Annotated in this window: 18 protein-coding genes; 11 read left to right on the forward strand and 7 right to left on the reverse strand. The window is 63.6% G+C overall.

Features of this window, described 5'->3' with window-relative positions:
* Together ribH and P8R33_RS09510 are read left to right on the forward strand one after the other, a co-directional pair.
* Positions 1-423, forward strand: a complete 423-nt coding sequence (gene ribH, locus P8R33_RS09505) for a 6,7-dimethyl-8-ribityllumazine synthase (protein WP_278328732.1) — start codon at positions 1-3, stop codon at positions 421-423.
* Between the two features lie 4 nt (positions 424-427).
* Positions 428-1,258: a DMT family transporter gene (locus P8R33_RS09510; protein ID WP_278328733.1), complete on the forward strand. Its 831-nt coding sequence runs from the start codon at positions 428-430 to the stop codon at positions 1,256-1,258.
* On the opposite strand, the gene P8R33_RS09515 is transcribed toward P8R33_RS09510, so the two are convergent.
* The 3 genes from P8R33_RS09515 to eno form a co-directional block, all read right to left on the reverse strand.
* Entirely contained in the window at positions 1,255-2,346 is a 1,092-nt protein-coding gene (locus P8R33_RS09515; protein WP_278328734.1) for an Rv3169 family protein, read from the reverse strand. The two genes, P8R33_RS09510 and P8R33_RS09515, sit on opposite strands and share 4 nt — an antisense overlap.
* On the reverse strand, positions 2,346-3,395 hold the full coding sequence (locus P8R33_RS09520) for a phosphotransferase (protein ID WP_278328735.1): 1,050 nt from the start codon (positions 3,393-3,395) through the stop codon (positions 2,346-2,348). The genes P8R33_RS09515 and P8R33_RS09520 overlap by 1 nt, the downstream gene beginning before the upstream one ends.
* A gap of 77 nt (positions 3,396-3,472) precedes the next feature.
* Complete coding sequence (gene eno / locus P8R33_RS09525; protein ID WP_278328736.1) at positions 3,473-4,759, reverse strand: phosphopyruvate hydratase; 1,287 nt, start codon at positions 4,757-4,759, stop codon at positions 3,473-3,475.
* A gap of 175 nt (positions 4,760-4,934) precedes the next feature.
* Here eno and P8R33_RS09530 point away from each other — a divergent pair, with 175 nt between their 5' ends.
* From P8R33_RS09530 to P8R33_RS09555, 6 genes are all read left to right on the forward strand, one after another.
* Positions 4,935-5,576 carry a hypothetical protein gene (locus P8R33_RS09530; RefSeq protein WP_278328738.1) on the forward strand — a complete coding sequence of 214 codons (642 nt, stop codon included), beginning with the start codon at positions 4,935-4,937 and terminating at the stop codon, positions 5,574-5,576.
* Positions 5,577-5,598: 22 nt separating this feature from the next.
* Positions 5,599-6,033, forward strand: a complete 435-nt coding sequence (locus P8R33_RS09535) for a phage holin family protein (RefSeq protein ID WP_278328739.1) — start codon at positions 5,599-5,601, stop codon at positions 6,031-6,033.
* Positions 6,030-6,347, forward strand: a complete 318-nt coding sequence (locus tag P8R33_RS09540; protein WP_278328740.1) for a hypothetical protein — start codon at positions 6,030-6,032, stop codon at positions 6,345-6,347. The genes P8R33_RS09535 and P8R33_RS09540 overlap by 4 nt, the downstream gene beginning before the upstream one ends.
* A 47-nt stretch (positions 6,348-6,394) precedes the next feature.
* Positions 6,395-6,928, forward strand: coding sequence for a hypothetical protein (locus P8R33_RS09545; protein WP_278328741.1), 534 nt, complete (start codon positions 6,395-6,397; stop codon positions 6,926-6,928).
* 102 nt (positions 6,929-7,030) lie between these two features.
* Positions 7,031-7,261, forward strand: a complete 231-nt coding sequence (locus P8R33_RS09550) for a DUF4170 domain-containing protein (RefSeq protein ID WP_278328742.1) — start codon at positions 7,031-7,033, stop codon at positions 7,259-7,261.
* 10 nt (positions 7,262-7,271) lie between these two features.
* Positions 7,272-7,748 (forward strand): GNAT family N-acetyltransferase, encoded by a 477-nt coding sequence (locus P8R33_RS09555; RefSeq protein WP_278328743.1) that lies wholly within the window; start codon positions 7,272-7,274, stop codon positions 7,746-7,748.
* Between the two features lie 19 nt (positions 7,749-7,767).
* Here the strand turns inward: P8R33_RS09555 and greA are convergent, their stop codons facing one another.
* The 4 genes from greA to carA all read right to left on the reverse strand — a co-directional run bounded on the left by greA (position 7,768) and on the right by carA (position 13,455).
* Positions 7,768-8,235: a transcription elongation factor GreA gene (gene greA / locus P8R33_RS09560; protein ID WP_278328744.1), complete on the reverse strand. Its 468-nt coding sequence runs from the start codon at positions 8,233-8,235 to the stop codon at positions 7,768-7,770.
* A 110-nt stretch (positions 8,236-8,345) separates the two neighbouring features.
* Complete coding sequence (gene carB, locus P8R33_RS09565; RefSeq protein WP_278328745.1) at positions 8,346-11,693, reverse strand: carbamoyl-phosphate synthase large subunit; 3,348 nt, start codon at positions 11,691-11,693, stop codon at positions 8,346-8,348.
* Positions 11,693-12,280, reverse strand: a complete 588-nt coding sequence (locus P8R33_RS09570) for a hypothetical protein (protein ID WP_278328746.1) — start codon at positions 12,278-12,280, stop codon at positions 11,693-11,695. The genes carB and P8R33_RS09570 overlap by 1 nt, the downstream gene beginning before the upstream one ends.
* Positions 12,277-13,455 carry a glutamine-hydrolyzing carbamoyl-phosphate synthase small subunit gene (carA, locus tag P8R33_RS09575; protein WP_278328747.1) on the reverse strand — a complete coding sequence of 393 codons (1,179 nt, stop codon included), beginning with the start codon at positions 13,453-13,455 and terminating at the stop codon, positions 12,277-12,279. Before carA ends, P8R33_RS09570 begins: the two co-directional genes overlap by 4 nt.
* A gap of 150 nt (positions 13,456-13,605) precedes the next feature.
* Between carA and P8R33_RS09580 the strand changes: the two genes are divergently transcribed.
* The 3 genes from P8R33_RS09580 to dnaG are packed head-to-tail and all read left to right on the forward strand — an operon-like array spanning position 13,606 to position 16,640.
* On the forward strand, positions 13,606-14,058 hold the full coding sequence (locus tag P8R33_RS09580; protein WP_278328748.1) for a GatB/YqeY domain-containing protein: 453 nt from the start codon (positions 13,606-13,608) through the stop codon (positions 14,056-14,058).
* Positions 14,055-14,750 (forward strand): hypothetical protein, encoded by a 696-nt coding sequence (locus P8R33_RS09585; protein ID WP_278328749.1) that lies wholly within the window; start codon positions 14,055-14,057, stop codon positions 14,748-14,750. The genes P8R33_RS09580 and P8R33_RS09585 overlap by 4 nt, the downstream gene beginning before the upstream one ends.
* Positions 14,751-14,786: 36 nt before the next feature.
* Positions 14,787-16,640, forward strand: coding sequence for a DNA primase (gene dnaG / locus P8R33_RS09590; protein WP_278328750.1), 1,854 nt, complete (start codon positions 14,787-14,789; stop codon positions 16,638-16,640).
* Positions 16,641-16,677: the final 37 nt, after the last annotated feature.

A 16,677-nucleotide genomic window follows, 5' to 3' on the forward strand; every position in this document is an offset into this window, starting at 1 on the left:
ATGGCCAAGTTTCTGATCGTCGAAGCGCGTTTCTACGACCATCTCAACCGAATGCTGATCGACGGCGCGCGCGAAGCGTTGGCAGCGCAGGGTCACGAGGCCGAAGTGCTCACCGTGCCCGGCGCGCTGGAAGTGCCCGGCGCAATCTCGATGGCTGCAGACAGCGGGCTGTACGACGGCTTCGTCGCCATCGGCGTCGTGATCCGCGGCGAGACCTATCATTTCGAGATCGTCTCGGGCGAAAGCGCGCGCGGGATCATGGCGCTGACCATGGACGGCATTGCGATCGGCAACGGCATTTTGACGGTCGAGAACGAGGAGCAAGCACTGGTGCGCGCCGATCCGAAGCAGAAGAACAAGGGCGGCGAAGCGGCGCAAGCTGCGCTGGCACTGCTGGACTTGCAGGGGCGCTTCGCCCGCTGAGCTAATGCTCGAGATCGCCGCCCTGATGATGATCGCGTCCGGCGCGATCCATGCGGTGGTGAATGCCGTCCTCAAATCGGGCGACGACAAACTCGCAAGCCGGGCGCTGATCGACCTGAGCGGCGGCTTGCTTGTGCTGCCGGCGATCTTTGTGTTCCCGCCGCCGCATGGCGCGTGGGGCTGGTTGCTCGGATCGCTGGTCGTCCATGCCGTCTATTTCCTCGCTCTGGTAAGGGCTTTCGAAGTGGCTGACATGAGCGCGACCTATCCCGTCATGCGGGGCACCGCGCCGGTCTTCGCGGCCTTCGGTGCGGTCGTGTTCCTGGGCGACGCGATCACACTCCCGGTCGCAATCGGTATGGGACTGGTCACGAGCGGAATCCTGCTCAGCGCGATCGGGCGCAACTTGACGCGGGAGGCGCTGGGCTATTCGCTGCTCACCGGCCTTGCCGTTGCGACCTACACCGTACTCGATGCGGGCGGCGTCCGGAATGCGCCGACGCCCTATTCCTACATTGCATGGGCTTTCTTCGTACTGGGAGCTGTGATCGGCGAGGCGTTTGGAGCTTGGCGTGGCCGCGCCTTCATCGACTACACACGCCGCAACTGGAAGAGTTGCGTCGCAGCCGGAGCGGCGGGCGTCGTCAGCTATGGCCTTGCAATGCTCGCCTATTCGGTCGGTGAATTGCCGCGTCTCGCTCCCTTGCGTGAAAGCTCGATCCTGTTTGCGCTGCTGATCGCGACGCTTTTTCTCGGCGAGCGGCCGGACCGGCTCAAGATCGCCGGCGGGATCGCCATCTTCGGCGGCGTGGCGGTGCTGTTGCTCTCTCGCTAACTAGCCCCGTCGAGAAATTCGCCAAGGCCGAGCGGTGAGAACGGCCCGATGATGAGCTGCTCGAACACGCCAATGCCTTCCTCGCCCGCGCTGCCGGTAACGCGCATCGGCATTTGCACATGGAGGTTCTGGGGCTCTAGCGGATCGAGCTGATCCAACTCGATGTCTTCGCGCTCGACCTTGAGCGGCCCGTGATGGAACCCGTGCCCCCAATCGGGATCGGTGTACCCCAGCCCCCGCATCTGGAAGCGTGACAGCGGTTCGAGCGCAACCTGCTCCGGCGCGCCGGGCACGGCGAGCGAGAGCGTACCGCCGCTCGGCCAGCGGGTGCCGGGCGCGAGCCGCGTCCGCATGCTGCCGTGGCCTTCGCGAATGTCGCTGGCCGTCGCTCCGTCGGGCGCCCAGGCCGCGCGCGTGTTCCAGGCACGGCCGTGCCCGTCATTATTGACGTGAAAGAACAGGCTGCCGTTTGCGAAATTGATCGGCGTCCACTGCCAGAAGAAACCGGGCATCGGGGCGCCGGGCATGGGCTGCGGGTCGCGGGCACCGATCGGCCGCACGCCCCAGCTGCGATCGCGGGTGCCGGCTGTGCCCCCGGCCAGCTCGCGCCGGTCGCCATCGGCAGAGATCCAGCCCTCGTAGTGGCCGTTCTGCGTCATGCGCGTGTAGTCCATGAAGGCGCGCGGGCCGATGCGATGGGTGAAGCGCGGCTCTTCGATGGGAAAGGCGCGGCTCGTAAACGTGATATCTGCCGAGATACCTTCGCATTCGTCTACAATCAGGCGCAGTTTGTGCAGCGGCTCGATCACCTCGATGCGGATCGGCCCGACAATCAAATCCATCCGCTCCATGTTCAACTCGCGGCTCGCATGGATGCAGTGCTGCACCCCGTCGCGCACGATGTTGAAATGCGCATCCATCACGTCGAGATGCGGATAGACGCCCAGCGCCAGGGCGAAGAAACCGCTGCCATCTGGTGCGTAGCCGTTGAAGAAATACCGGTCGTAGAAATTGCGGTCGGTGCCGGAATAGGCCACCGGCTCGGACGTCTGGTGGATCGGATATTCGTCGCCGCGGGACAGGACCATCAACTTACCTCTTTCAATGCAGCCAGACTGTCGCGGGCCAGCGCCAGCGAGCAGGCGCCGCGCGCCATGGACAGGAAATTCGCGTCGCCACGCTCGGTACGCTTGACGAAAGCGGCACTGAAGACGGCAGTCGAGATACCGTGGAGGATGCCCCGCCGGTAATCGTCCTCGATATCTTCGCGTCGCAGCGTCACGCCGAGCCTCGCCATCTCCGCCAGCCACAGGTCGAGTAATTCATCTTCATGCTCGCGCCAAAGCGCCTTGCCGATGCCGCAGCCCATGAAATAGCCGACGTCGGTCATGGCCTTGCCGACGGTGACGGTCTGCCAGTCAAGAATGGCAACGGGCTCCGCCCCGCCCTTGATGTCGAACAGCATGTTGTCGAGGCGGAAATCGCCGTGGACGATGCATTGCCGGTCGGGGTCGCTGCGGAAGTAGACCGATGCCTGCTCCGCCAATTCCTCACACAATGCCATGAATTCCGGCTCGAGCTGGTCGGCGTATCGCTCACGAAAAACGGCCTGGGCCTGCGGATACATCGCGGCGACGGTCGCACCGAGCTCCGGAGGAGGCTGGATCCATTCCGCTTCGAGAAGCTGGGTATTGTTCCAGCTCGGCGCGTGAATCGCTGCGGCCTGGACGATCGCGTCGCGTGCCCTCTCTATTCCGCAGCCGGCGATCTGGTCGCCCTGCTCCGCCGGGCCGAGGTCCTCGAATAGAAGGAGGAATTCGCTCCCTTCGTCATTGACCTCGGCATAGTGCACCTGGGGCACTCGCACGGCGAGATACGGTGCTGTGCTGCGATAAAACTCCACCTCTTTGCGATAGAGGCCGAAGGATGTTGCCGTCGCCTTGCTGGCCTCGTCTTCCGCGCTGAATTTCCCCGCGAGAGTGAAGGTGCCGCTGTGCCCCTCGCAATGGAACCGCACACTGTCGCCGACCTGGCCGGTGCCGATGGGCTCCCAGCGCACACTGTCCAACCGCGCGCCGAGCACGTCGCCGAGCCAGCTGGCTGTTACCTCGTCCGGGTGTGCCGGAAATCGTCCCAAGCTCCTCTCCCACAAAGAGCAAGGGTAGACGCTAACGCAGAGGACCTAGGCTGGCAATCGTTTAGCCGGATGGCGCGTCAGGTCCCGATCCTGCCGAAACAGCCAGCACCGGCATAGACTGCGCTATCGCCCAGCTCTTCCTCGATCCGGATGAGCTGGTTGTATTTCGCAAGCCGGTCCGAACGAGCCAGCGAGCCGGTCTTGATCTGCCCGCAATTGGTCGCGACCGCGAGGTCGGCGATCGTCGCATCCTCTGTTTCGCCCGAGCGGTGCGACATGACGGCAGTGTACCCGGCGCGATTGGCGATGCTGACGGCGTCGAGCGTTTCGGACAGCGTGCCGATCTGGTTGACCTTGACCAGCAACGAATTCGCCAGACCCCGCTCGATCCCGTCCGAAAGGCGCGCCGGGTTGGTCACGAAGAGGTCGTCCCCGACCAGCTGGACCGAACCGCCGATCAGATCGGTCAGCGCTTTCCAACCTTCGAAATCGTCTTCGCCCATGCCGTCCTCGATCGAGCGGATGGGATAATCGGCGCACAGCTTGGCGAGATATTCGGCCATCTCACCGCCCGAAAGCGACAGACTCTCGCCCGAAATCTCGTATTTCCCGTCGCGATAGAATTCGGTCGAAGCGCAATCGAGCGCCAGTGCCATCTCCTCGCCCGGCGTGAAGCCAGCCTGTTCGATCGAGGCCATGATGAAGTCGAGCGCATCGCGTGTGCTGGCAAGATCGGGCGCGAACCCGCCTTCGTCACCGACCGAGGTTGCCAGGCCTTTCTCGTGCAGCTTCTTCTTGAGCGTGTGAAACACTTCCGCGCCCCAGCGCACCGCCTCGGCCAGGCTGTCGGCGCCGACCGGCATGATCATGAATTCCTGGATATCGATCGGATTGTCGGCATGCTCGCCGCCATTGATAATGTTCATCATCGGTACCGGCAGGACATGCGCCGACACGCCGCCGATATAGCTATAGAGCGGCAGGCCGCGGGCATTGGCCGCAGCCTTGGCGACCGCCATGCTCGTGCCGAGGATCGCATTCGCTCCGATGCGACCCTTGTTATCCGTCCCGTCGAGCGCGATCATGGCACCGTCGATGTCGCGCTGGTCTTCCGCATCGAGGCCGAGGATCGCTTCGGCGATCTCGGTATTGGCAGCGTCGACAGCCTTCATCACGCCCTTGCCGAGATAGCGATCCTTATCGCCGTCCCGGAGTTCCACCGCTTCATGCGCGCCGGTCGAGGCACCGCTGGGCACGGCTGCCCGGCCGAAGCTGCCGTCTTCCAGGAGGATATCGACCTCGACCGTAGGATTGCCCCGCGAGTCGAGAATTTCGCGAGCGTGGAGGTCGATGATAGCGGTCATGGGAAGAGGCACTCCGAAGCTGAGGTGTTGCAATTCACTAATACACCCCCAGATGGGGGACAGGCACGCGCTCTATTCGCCGGAACATCGGCGCGCAAGTTGCGTTGCACAATTGAACCCCCTCGCATCAGGAGCGTTGGGGACATGAAAATAATTGAGGGCAAGGACGACAGCAATGGCCGATACCGACGGAACCGGCGCACCGAAAAAGCGCAAGACACCAGCCAAGAAGAAATCCACTGCCGCCAAGCCGCGCAAGACCGTGGCGAAGACGCCCGCAGCCAAGGAGACCGCACCCGTGACCAACACTGCCATCAATACCACCGATCCGACCACCACCGACAACCGCACCGAAGCGAAGTCGCGCTTCAATGCCGCCCTCGAAGAAGCTAAGGCCGGCGCAGCCGCACTGAAGGCCGAAGGCAAGGATCGCGCAGCCGCCTACCGCACCCAGGCCAAAGGCAAGGGCGACGACTGGGTGGCCGAAGCCAAAGCCTATGGCGACGATGCCAAGGTCAAGGGCCGCGAACTCGCCACCGAAGGCAAGGTCAAGGCCAGCGAAGGCATGCGCTCGCTCAGCCGGATGGTCAACGACAACGCCTATCAGGTCGACGAGAAGCTCGGCGCGAAATATGGCGATTATGCTCGCACAGCATCGAAGTCGCTCGACGATTACGCTGCCAAGCTTGATCAGAAGAGCGTCGACGACCTCGTCGACGATGGCCGCGAATTCGTTCGCCGCAGCCCCGGCAAAGCACTCGGCATCGCCGCAGTCGCTGGGTTCTTCCTCTCGCGCCTGTTCGGCGGTCGCCGTTGATCGACGTATCAGGGGGTCTGCGATGAGGGATAACGAAGTTGAGCGCGGGACCGAGAGCTACCTCGGTCCGCTCGACGCGCCGGATGATCACGAACCTGCCGATGAAGAGCGGGGATCCGGCGAAGCGTCTTTGATAGACGATGTCGTCGCGCTATTGTCGGACGGCAAGACCTACGCCGAAGCCGAGCTCGCTTTTCAGAAAAGCCGCGCAGGCTACACTGCAAACAGGGCCAAGGGCGCAATCGCCTTTGGCCTTGCTGCGTTCGGCGTGTTCCACCTCGCCCTGATCGCGGGGGCCGTGGGTCTCGTCATTGCACTCGTCCCGCTGATCGGCCCGTGGGGCGCGACAGCTGTAGTGACGCTCGCCCTAATCGTGGTGGGCATCGTACTCCTACGCATGCTGAAGGGTCGTATCGACGATATTCGGGATGCTTTCTCGGAGGGCGCAGAAGAATGACTCGCCGTGAACGAATGCTCGAAGATCGCTATCTCCGCGATTCCGCCAGAGCCTTGGTTGAGGCCGATGTCGAGCATGTGAAGGCCGACCTCGCGCGCAAGGGACTGGCGGCCCGCACCCTGGATACCGTCAAGCACGGTGCTATCGATCTTTACGAAGAAGCGGTGGACGCTGCCGAAGACAATAAGGGTGCGCTTGCCGCACTGGTCGCTGCGGTCGTCGTGTGGTTTGCTCGCAATCCGTTGCTCGACCTGTTCGGCCTCGGCGAAGGCGACGATTCGAGCGAGGATGACGTTGAACCGGCGGAACAATGAACCCTGCGCAGCCGTTGGATAAAGCGAACACCAATTCGGAGATTTTCATGGCTGAGACAGCAGAAACCAACAACGTCACCCCGATCAGTGCGGACAGCAAACTGACCGACGAACAGAAACGCGAGCAGCTCCGCGCGAAGATCGAAGCCGGTGAAAAGCGCAACGCCGAGCGCAGCTTTGCCGGCCAGGCGAAAGACGTGGCGGACAGCGCCGTCGAGTTTACCAAGAAGCATCCGTTTGCCGTGGTCGGAGGCGCGATCGCCGTCGGTCTCGCAATCGGCGCAATGACCCGTCCGGGCCGCAGGCTCGGCCGTCGCGGAGGTGCCCTCGCCACGCTCGCACTGGATAGCGTTCTGGCCTATGGCGCGCGCGCTATCGACGGTGCAGCAAACGCGGCGGAATATGCCGGCGACCGCTTCGAAGACTTCGGTGACAGCGCCGCCACGACTGCCCGCGGGCTGCGCCGCGATGCGGCTTACCGGATGGACGTCGCCAGCGATGCGCTGCGCGCAAATTCGCGCAAGGCGAAGCGTGCCGGATCGCGTGGTGCCCGCTCGCTGAAGACCCGTTTCGGTTACTGATACCACTCGTAGCTTACAGAAGCGGCGCGACGGGCTTGCCTGTCGCGCCGCTTTCGTTATTGGGCCGGGGCACTCTCCCTCCCCAATCGAGAAAGCCATCCCATGGAAGAAACCGAAGCCAAGCAAACGCTCTACCTCGTCATGGGTGGTCGCGTCACCGACCCGCGCTCTGCAACCTTTGCCGATCCGGAAAGCATCCACGTCGCCGGCGTGTTCAGCAATTACGACGCGGCAGTCGATGCCTGGCGCGCCAATGCGCAGCGCACGGTCGACGATGCCGAGATGAAATACGTCGTCGTCCACCTCCACAAGCTGCTCGACCCCGGCGCTTGAACATCGGCGGATGGCCTATGCGATCCGCCTCTATCGCGACGACGACGCCGAGACGGTCGCCACAATCTGCGCCGCAGCCATAGAGGCGATCGGCCCGCGCGCTTATTCGGCGGAGCAAGTGGCTGTCTGGCGCGCACGCCATCTCGGCCCGCAGCGGTATCGTGATGTCGTCGCGAACGGTGCGCAAATCGTGATTGCAGCCGACGATGACAATCGGCCCGTTGCCTATGCGCTACTGGAGCGCGACGGGCACCTCGACCACCTCTATTGCCATCCCGACCACACTAGGCGCGGTCTCGCGGACCTGCTTCTCGCCGAAGCAGAAGTCATGGCCCGTCACTGGGGGGTGAAGCGACTATTCACGGAAGCGAGCGACCTTGCCCGACCCGCCTTCGAACGGGTTGGCTACGAGGTCATGCACAAGCGAGAGTTCGCAATCGACGGCGTGCCGATCCACAACTGGGCGATGGCAAAACCGCTGTCCTGACAGCCCCACTGCGTGGCGATCAGATGAACTCGATCTTCTCGATCAGGTAGAACTTGTCGCCCGATGGCACGGTCACCTCGACCTCGTCGTCAACCTGCTTGCCGATCAGCGCGCGGGCGATCGGCGAATTGTAGCTGATCCGGCCCTTGGACGCATCGGCCTCGGTCTGGCCGACGATCTGGTACTTGATCGGCTTGTCGTCCTCGTCGAGCAGGGTCACGGTGGCACCGAAGATCACCTTGTCGCCCGACAGGGTCGAGGGATCGATGATCTGCGCGCGGCTCGCCTTGTCTTCCAGCTCGGCGATCTGCGCCTCGACCTGGCCCTGTCGTTCCTTGGCCGCGTGATATTCCGCGTTCTCCGAAAGGTCGCCATGCGCGCGCGCTTCCTCGATCGCATCGACGATCAGCGGGCGTTCCGCGCGCAGCGTCTTGAGATCGGCAGTGATCTTTTCGTAGCCTTCGGCCAGCATCGGCACCTTTTCCATGGCGCGCGTCCTTCCTGTTCTCCCCTCCCCTATTCGGACAATTCGACCCCGGCCCGCCGTTCTGCGGGGCCGATCGGGTTCGAATGTCGGGAGGAAATCGCGTTAATCTGTTAGCTATAATAGTCTTGCAGCGAACGCACTTCAAGCTGCTCCGGTGAAACCTCCGCAATCGCACGCGCTGCAGCGAGGCTTGCGGCGGCGGTGGTGTAATAGGGCAGCTTCTTTTCGAGCGCGGCTTCGCGGATCGACTGGCTGTCGAGCAGCGATTGCCAACCCTCGGTAGTGTTAAAGATCAGCGCCACCTCGCCGTCGATGATCGCATCGACGATATGCGGACGCCCTTCGGCCACCTTGTTCACCTTCTCGACGTCCAGCCCCCGATCCGCGAGAAAGCGATGCGTACCGCCCGTGGCGATAACGCGAAAGCCCTGCTCGAGCAGCGTCTTCACCGCAGGCAAGATCACTTCCTTGTCGCTATCCTTGACCGACACGAACAGCGTGCCCTCGCGCGGCGGGATCATGCCTGCGCCCAGCTGCGATTTAAGGAAGGCTGCGGGGAAGTCGGTGTCGATGCCCATCACTTCGCCGGTGGACTTCATCTCCGGGCTCAGCACCGGGTCGGCGCCGGGGAAGCGAGCAAACGGGAACACGGCCTCCTTTACCGCCATATGCTTCGGACGGATGTCGAAGGGCTCGAATTCGTGCAGCCCCTCGCCCGCCATGACGCGTGCGGCAATCTTGGCGATCGGGCGGCCGATGGCTTTCGCGACGAAGGGTACCGTGCGGCTCGCGCGCGGATTCACCTCGATCAGGTAAACCTCGCCGTTCTTCACCGCGAACTGCACGTTCATCAGCCCGCGCACCTGCAGCGCCTTGGCCAGCGCTTCGGCCTGCCGCTCCATTTCGGCGACGATCTCGTCGGGTAGGCTATAGGGCGGGATGGTGCAGGCGCTGTCGCCGGAATGCACACCGGCTTCCTCGATATGCTGCATCACGCCTGCGATACGGACTTCGAAGCCATCGGCAACCACGTCGACATCGCATTCGATCGCATCGCGCAAATACTGGTCGACCAGCACGGGGCTGTCGCCGGAGACGTTCACGGCCGTGGCGATGTAGTCGTCCAGCTGCGCTTCGCTATCCACGATTTCCATCGCGCGTCCGCCGAGCACATAGCTGGGGCGCAGCAGCACCGGGTAGCCGATGCGTGCGGCGACGGCTGCGGCCTCGTCGCGGCTGCGGGCGATGCCGTTGTCGGGCTGCATCAGCTTGAGCTTGTTGACCAGTTTGGCAAACCGCTCTCGGTCTTCGGCCAGGTCGATCGCGTCGGGGCTGGTGCCGAGGATCGGAATGCCTTCCCGCTCCAGCGCATTGGCGAGCTTGAGCGGGGTCTGCCCGCCGAACTGCACGATCACGCCGACGACTTCGCCCTTCGACATTTCGACGCGCAGGATCTCGAGCACGTCTTCCTCGGTCAGCGGCTCGAAATAGAGGCGGTCGGAGGTGTCGTAATCGGTGGAGACGGTTTCGGGGTTGCAGTTGACCATGATGGTCTCGAACCCGGCCTCGGCCAGCGCGAAACAGGCGTGGACGCAGCAATAGTCGAACTCGATACCCTGCCCGATCCGGTTGGGGCCACCGCCGAGGATGACGATCTTCTTGGCGTCGCTCGGGTCCGCCTCGTCCTCCGGGTCTCCGAATGTCGGGGCCTCGTAGGTCGAGTACATATAGGGCGTAACCGCTTCGAACTCGGCGGCGCAGCTGTCGATGCGCTTGAAGACGGGATGCACGCCGAGCTTCTGGCGCAGCTTGCGCACCTCTTCCTCGCTCGTCGCCCCGGCCATCGCGCGCAGGGCATCGTGGAGCAGGCCCGAACTCTTCGCCCGCGTCTCCCCAAGTCCGCCCGCGACGCCGACCGAGCGCACGGCCAGCGTGGCGAGGCGCTTGTCCGAAAAGCCCATCGCTTTCAGGCGGCGCAATTCGTCCGCATCGTTCGGCAGGCCGTTGTGGCCGATCATCTTCTCCTCGTAGATGATCGCTTCGATCTGTCGCAGGAACCACGGGTCGAAGCCGGTGATCTGCACAATTTCCTCGACCGTGAACTCCTCGCGGAAGGCCTGCGCGATCTTGAGGATGCGGTCGGGGCGGCGCTGGCTGAGCGCAGCGGTGATCTTCTCTTTCGAGACGCCCTCCAGCTCGGGCATGCGATTGAACCCGTCGAGCCCGGTTTCGAGGCCGCGCAGCGCCTTCTGCATCGATTCAGCAAAGCAGCGGCCAATGGCCATGACCTCGCCGACGGATTTCATCGCGGTCGAGAGGTCGGGCTTCGATCCCTTGAACTTCTCGAAAGCGAAGCGCGGGATCTTGGTCACGACATAGTCGATGGTCGGTTCGAACGACGCCGGGGTCGCACCGGTGATCTCGTTCTGGATCTCGTCCAGCGTATAGCCAACCGCCAGCTTCGCCGCGACACGCGCAATGGGGAAGCCGGTGGCCTTGGAGGCCAGTGCGGAGGAGCGCGAGACGCGCGGGTTCATCTCGATCACGATCAGGCGGCCGGTCTTCGGATCGACTGCGAACTGGACGTTCGAACCACCTGTTTCCACGCCGATTTCGCGCAGCACGTTGATGCTGGCGGTGCGCATGATCTGGTATTCCTTGTCGGTCAGCGTCAGCGCCGGGGCGACGGTGATCGAATCGCCCGTGTGCACGCCCATCGGATCGACATTCTCGATCGCGCAGATGATGATGCAATTGTCCTTGCGGTCGCGCACCACCTCCATCTCGAACTCCTTCCACCCGAGGAGCGATTCCTCGATCAGGACTTCGGTGGTGGGCGATGCGTCGAGGCCATCGCGCACGATCTTCTCGAACTCGGCCTTGTTATAGGCGATGCCGCCGCCGGTGCCGCCCAGCGTGAAGCTCGGGCGGATGATGGCGGGAAGGCCGGTGCGTTCGAGCACGGCATGGGCCTCGTCCACCGTATGCGCCACGCCGCTGCGCGCGCTTTCGAGGCCGATCTTGTCCATCGCCTCGCGGAAGCGCTGGCGGTTCTCGGCCTTGTCGATGGCATCGGCCTTGGCACCGATCATCTCGACGCCGTATTTCTCCAGCACGCCCATCTCGTCGAGCTTGAGCGCGCAGTTCAGCGCCGTCTGCCCGCCCATCGTGGGCAGCACCGCGTCGGGCCGCTCCTTCTCGATGATCTTGGCGACGATCTCGGGCGTGATCGGCTCGATATAGGTCGCGCCGTCCGGCCCGCCGTTCTCGCCCGCAACCATCTCCGGATCGGTCATGATCGTGGCGGGGTTGGAGTTGACCAGGATGACCCGGTAGCCCTCCTCCTTCAGCGCCTTGATCGCCTGCGTGCCGGAATAGTCGAACTCGCACGCCTGGCCGATGATGATCGGACCGGCGCCAATGACGAGGATCGAGGAGATGTCAGTGCGTTTTGGCATTATGGTTTTACCGCTGCGATAAGGGCCGCGAAGAACGTCGCGAACTGAACAATGTTGGCAAAGGCAGGATCACGAACGAGGCTCACGATACCTTGGCGTGGTGGATTAGGGAGGTCGACCAGCAGCTCTAAAGCTCTAATAAGACCCATAATCTGAGCTCGAGCTGCGTTGTCGGTCATTCTTTCGCAAACGTCCTCCATTTCGCCTAGGATTGTGAGGACTTGAACAACTTGGATTGGTTCGACGACTCCGGTCCAACTCGAAGTATCTACGCTGATCTGATCGTCAGCCTCAGTGAAGCCTTGATCGAGACGGCGCTTTCCAGTCGGTGTGATGCGGAAATAGCGTCCCGACTCTCTTCCAATGCTCTCCGCCAGATGTAGCTTACACAGGCTTTGCAAAACCGGGCGTGGATGCCCGCCGTCAACTAGGCCCTTATCCAATAGCTGCGTCGCTAAAAACCAGCCATTCATCGAGTCCGTATAGCTATCGCCTTGCCCGACAGGGAGATTTTTCGCTTCCTGCAAAGCGTTCAATATGGCAAACTGACGCTTGGTCAGTGGAATGTTGCCTTCTGGCTCGCTCACCCCAACATCCCCACGAATTTCTCGAACAGGTAGAAACTGTCCTGCGGGCCGGGGCTTGCCTCGGGGTGGTATTGCACGCCGAATGCTTTCTTCCCCTTGATCGAAATCCCGCAATTGGTGCCGTCGAACAGCGAGACGTGGGTCTGCTCCACCTCCGGCGGCAGCGTGTCGCCATCGACCGCGAAGCCGTGGTTCATGCTGGTGATCTCGACGAGGCCCTCGCTCTCACCCCACTGGCCGCCGACACGCTGGACGGGGTGGTTGGCGCCGCGGTGGCCCTGGAACATCTTGGCGGTCTTCGCCCCTGCCGCGAGGCCGAGCATCTGGTGGCCGAGGCAAATGCCGAACAGCGGCACGTCCGCATCCAGCAGCCCCTTGATCACCGGCATGGCATATTCGCCCGTCGCCGCCGGATCGCCGGGACCGTTGGAGAGGAAAACGCCATCGGGCTTCAGCCGCATGATCTCGTCGAGCGAGGTGCGCGCGGGCACCACCGTCACCTTCGCGCCCGCCTTCACGAGATTGCGGAAGATATTGTCCTTCGCGCCGTAATCGATCGCCACCACATGCGGCTTCGCATTGTCCGCAGCGCCATAGCCGGTGCCGAGCTGCCAGTAACCGCCGCGCCAGTCCTCCAGCACGCCGCGTGTCACTCCGGGGACGAGGTCGAGCCCTTCGAGCCCGCTCCACTCCGCGGCCTGGCGCTTCAGCGCCTTCACATCGAATTGCCCGCGTGGGCTGTGCGCGATCACCGCATTGGGTGCGCCCGACAGGCGGATGCGGCGGGTCAGCGCGCGGGTGTCCACGCCCGACAGGCCGATCTTGCCATGGCTCACGCACCATTCGACGAATTCGTTCTGCGCTCGGAAATTGGAGTGCGGGGTCACCGCCTGGCGCACCACCAGCCCGACCGCGCCGAGGCCGCGGCTCTCCACGTCCTCCTCGTTCGCGCCGACATTGCCGATATGCGGGAACGTGAAGGTGACGATCTGGCTGTCGTAGGAGGGATCGGTCATCACCTCTTGGTAACCGGTCATGGCGGTGTTGAAGCACACCTCGCCGACCGACGAGCCGGTCGCGCCGAAGCCTTTCCCCCAGATACAGGTGCCGTCGCCCAGCACGAGGACTCCGGTCGCGCCTTTGGGTTGCGCGTGCGAAAATACGGGCAGGGCCATGGGCTCTCCGAGTCAGGGGTTTTCCGGCGATGTCGCTAAGCCCCACCCGCTAAGGCCGCTTGCGAGCCCCGTCAAGCGGAACACTTGGCTTTGCGCCAGCTTCTTCTAAATGAAGCGCCAATCATCCACAGATACTGAACGGGACCATCAATGCTCCGCGACACGATCCAAACCGAAACCGTCACCGCCATGAAGGCCAAGGACAAGGAGCGCACCGCCGCGCTGCGCCTGATCGGCGCCAAGATCAAGGATCGCGACATCGAACTGCGGACGGCGGACAAGAAGCCCGAGGACGACGAACTGGTTACCGACGTGCTGATGAAAATGGCCAAGCAGCGCCGCGAATCGATCACGATGTACGAAGACGGCGGCCGGCAGGAACTGGCCGACAAGGAAAAGGCCGAGCTCGCGGTGATCGAGGAGTTTCTCCCGCAGCAGATGAGCGAGGACGAAACCCGCGCCGTCATCGCGCAGATCAAGGCGGACCTGGGTGCCGACGGCATGAAGGACATGGGCCGCGTGATGGGCGAGCTGAAGGCGCGCCACGGCGCATCGCTCGACATGAGCCGCGCGAGCGCCCTTGTGAAGGAGTCGCTCTCGTGAGGGCGTTTGCACTCATCGCGCTGCCGCTAGCATTGGTCGCCTGCGAGCCTGCTCCAGAGCCTGAGCCGACCCCGACGCCGACCGTCGCGGCACCGCGCACGCTGGTCGGGGCCGATCTCGACCTGTCGACGCTGGGCGCGAAGATCGTCGGTCCGCAGGGGCCGGAAGTCGAAACCACGCTCAGCGCCGGCGGTCGCCAGCTCGGCACTATGGTGAGCTACGTCGCCTGCCCCGAGGGTGTCGAGGAATGCGTGCCGGGCCAGATGCCGGAGGACACGGTCTACACCTATGTCCACCAGGTCACGCTGGCCGATGTGGATGAGGACGCGGCTGACGCTCAGCCCACCGAAGGGCCAGAGGTCCGCGAGACGCCGCCCACCCTGTTCCGTACAACCCAGCGCGCGCACGGGTTCAACCAATCGGTCGGCTATGCCCGCGCGCAGGTCGAGGAAGCCCTCGGCGATCCCGACGCGATCACGATCAGCATCGACAACGGCAGCCTGATCTGGCGCGTTGTTGCCGGGTCCGGCTGGCAGCCCGGCACCACGCTGACCTTCTGGTGGCAGTCCACCCTGCCCCCGGCCGGTCCGGCAGACGCCTACCTGCTCGAAGTCGATGGCGATCAGGCGAGCGCTACGGGGCCCTTCCCCGCCGAGCCGGAAAATCCGGCAGACGGGCCTGCTGGCAACTAGCGATTCGGTGGGCGCGGCTGTAGGGATTTTCGCCCTATGACCCTGTCACCCCAATGGCTCGACGAATTGCGCGCGCGGATTACACTGTCCGCAATAGTCGGTCGCACTACGCGGCTGACTAAAGCAGGTCGAGAGTACAAGGCGTGCTGCCCATTTCACAACGAGCGCACACCCAGCTTCTACGTAAATGACGAGAAGGGCTTCTACCACTGCTTCGGCTGCGAGGCGCATGGCGACGCGATCCGCTGGCTGACCGACCAGCGCGGCATGCCATTCATGGATGCAGTCAAGGAGCTGGCGGCCGAGGCCGGAATGGAGGTCCCCGCGCCCGATCCGCAGGCCGCCAAACGCGCCGAGAAGCGCGCCAGCCTGCACGATGTAACGGCGGCGGCGCAGGAGTGGTTCGAAAGCAATCTGCGCGGTAGCGAAGGTGCCTCAGCGCGCAACTATCTCAGCAGACGGGGATTCTCCGAAGCCACCATGCGCGAGTTCGGCTTCGGCTATGCGCCGGAGGACCGGCAAGCGCTCAAGCGCGCGCTCGGCAAGTTCGACGAGGACATGCTGATCGACGCGGGCATGCGCATCACTGTGGAGGACAAGGAACCTTACGACAGGTTCCGCGGCCGGTTGATGCTGCCGATCCACGACACCCGCGGCCGGGTCATCGCCTTCGGTGGCCGCATCCTCGATGCCGAGGCCAATCCCAAGGCCCCGAAATACCTCAACAGCCCCGATACCCCCCTCTTCGACAAGGGCCGCACGCTCTACAATCTCCACCGAGCCGCCCCCGCCGCGCGGCAGAGGGGGCGGATGATCGTGGTCGAAGGCTACATGGACGCCATCGCGCTCGCCAATGCTGGGATCCGTGAAGCCGTCGCGCCCCTCGGCACGGCGCTTACCGAAAACCAGATTGAACTGCTTTGGCGGCAGGTCGAGCGGCCGCTCCTGTGCTTCGATGGTGACAATGCCGGTCAACGCGCAGCCATGCGCGCCATCTCTCGCGCCTTACCAATGCTGCGCCCCGGCCACTCGCTGTCGATCGTGCGCTTGCCCGCCGGCATGGACCCCGACGATCTCATTCGCGAAAGAGGCGTCGGCGCAATCGAAACCTTGCTCGAAAAGCCCGCCAGCCTGCTCGACACGCTATGGGAGGTCGAAAAGGCCGCAACCACGCTCGCCTCACCCGAAGACAAAGCCGGGCTGAAGGCGCGGCTGCTCGACCATGTCGAGGCGATCCAGCACCCGGACATCCGCGCCCTCTACAAGCGGGAGCTGATGGAGCGCTTCTCCGCCTTCGCCTTTCCCCCGCGCCCGCAGCGCCAGTTCACACCGCGCAGCGACTGGAAAAAGGGCGATTGGAAAGCACCCGTCCCCACCCTCTCGCCGGAAACGGCAAACAAGCTGAAACGCGCCATTGCGGGCGGCTCCCGCGATCTCTTCTCGCGCGCTGTCATTGCCGGGCTGGTGCGCTTTCCCGACCAGATCGTCCGGCACGAGGAAACTCTCTCGGCTTTCGCCCGGCGTGACCAAAATGTCGGCCCCGCAATCGATTTGCTGCTCGAGGCCGCCGAAACGCTTGATTTAAGCAGCGGATCGCCCATATCGCTCGAACGAGGCCTTCCCGCCCTGCCGGCTAAACCCAATTTCGCCTTCCTCGATGAAGGCACCGATCCGGATGAAGCGCGCGAGGATCTGGCCGAGGCCGTGTCGCTGCTGGTCGAGAGACCGGCGCTGGAATCCGCCTTGGCGGAGGCTACAGCGCGTTTCGATCGCGACCCGGAAGGCTCCATTGCCGAACAGGCCCGATTGCGTGAGCGCTTGCTGGTCCTTAACGAGCGATTGAAGCAGTTCGGGCGCAGGAAGGCGGCGGGACCGGACGATTCGGATTAATGAGTGCCGCGGAAGTGCACGCCGCGCGAAACGATAG

The sequence above is a fragment of the Qipengyuania flavescens genome (assembly GCF_029688735.1).
In the GTDB taxonomy this organism is placed as follows: Bacteria; Pseudomonadota; Alphaproteobacteria; order Sphingomonadales; family Sphingomonadaceae; genus Qipengyuania.

Bases quoted from the DNA above. Each gene is read 5' to 3' on its own strand.
- P8R33_RS09545 (WP_278328741.1), top strand. From the start codon at position 6,395: ATGGCTGAGACAGCAGAAACCAACAACGTCACCCCGATCAGTGCGGAC.
- ribH (WP_278328732.1), top strand. From the start codon at position 1: ATGGCCAAGTTTCTGATCGTCGAAGCGCGTTTCTACGACCATCTCAAC.
- P8R33_RS09535 (WP_278328739.1), top strand. From the start codon at position 5,599: ATGAGGGATAACGAAGTTGAGCGCGGGACCGAGAGCTACCTCGGTCCG.
- P8R33_RS09550 (WP_278328742.1), top strand. From the start codon at position 7,031: ATGGAAGAAACCGAAGCCAAGCAAACGCTCTACCTCGTCATGGGTGGT.
- P8R33_RS09510 (WP_278328733.1), top strand. From the start codon at position 428: ATGCTCGAGATCGCCGCCCTGATGATGATCGCGTCCGGCGCGATCCAT.
- P8R33_RS09555 (WP_278328743.1), top strand. From the start codon at position 7,272: ATGGCCTATGCGATCCGCCTCTATCGCGACGACGACGCCGAGACGGTC.
- P8R33_RS09530 (WP_278328738.1), top strand. From the start codon at position 4,935: ATGGCCGATACCGACGGAACCGGCGCACCGAAAAAGCGCAAGACACCA.
- P8R33_RS09580 (WP_278328748.1), top strand. From the start codon at position 13,606: ATGCTCCGCGACACGATCCAAACCGAAACCGTCACCGCCATGAAGGCC.
- P8R33_RS09515 (WP_278328734.1), bottom strand. From the start codon at position 2,346: ATGGTCCTGTCCCGCGGCGACGAATATCCGATCCACCAGACGTCCGAG.
- carB (WP_278328745.1), bottom strand. From the start codon at position 11,693: ATGCCAAAACGCACTGACATCTCCTCGATCCTCGTCATTGGCGCCGGT.
- P8R33_RS09540 (WP_278328740.1), top strand. From the start codon at position 6,030: ATGACTCGCCGTGAACGAATGCTCGAAGATCGCTATCTCCGCGATTCC.
- eno (WP_278328736.1), bottom strand. From the start codon at position 4,759: ATGACCGCTATCATCGACCTCCACGCTCGCGAAATTCTCGACTCGCGG.
- greA (WP_278328744.1), bottom strand. From the start codon at position 8,235: ATGGAAAAGGTGCCGATGCTGGCCGAAGGCTACGAAAAGATCACTGCC.
- carA (WP_278328747.1), bottom strand. From the start codon at position 13,455: ATGGCCCTGCCCGTATTTTCGCACGCGCAACCCAAAGGCGCGACCGGA.
- dnaG (WP_278328750.1), top strand. From the start codon at position 14,787: ATGACCCTGTCACCCCAATGGCTCGACGAATTGCGCGCGCGGATTACA.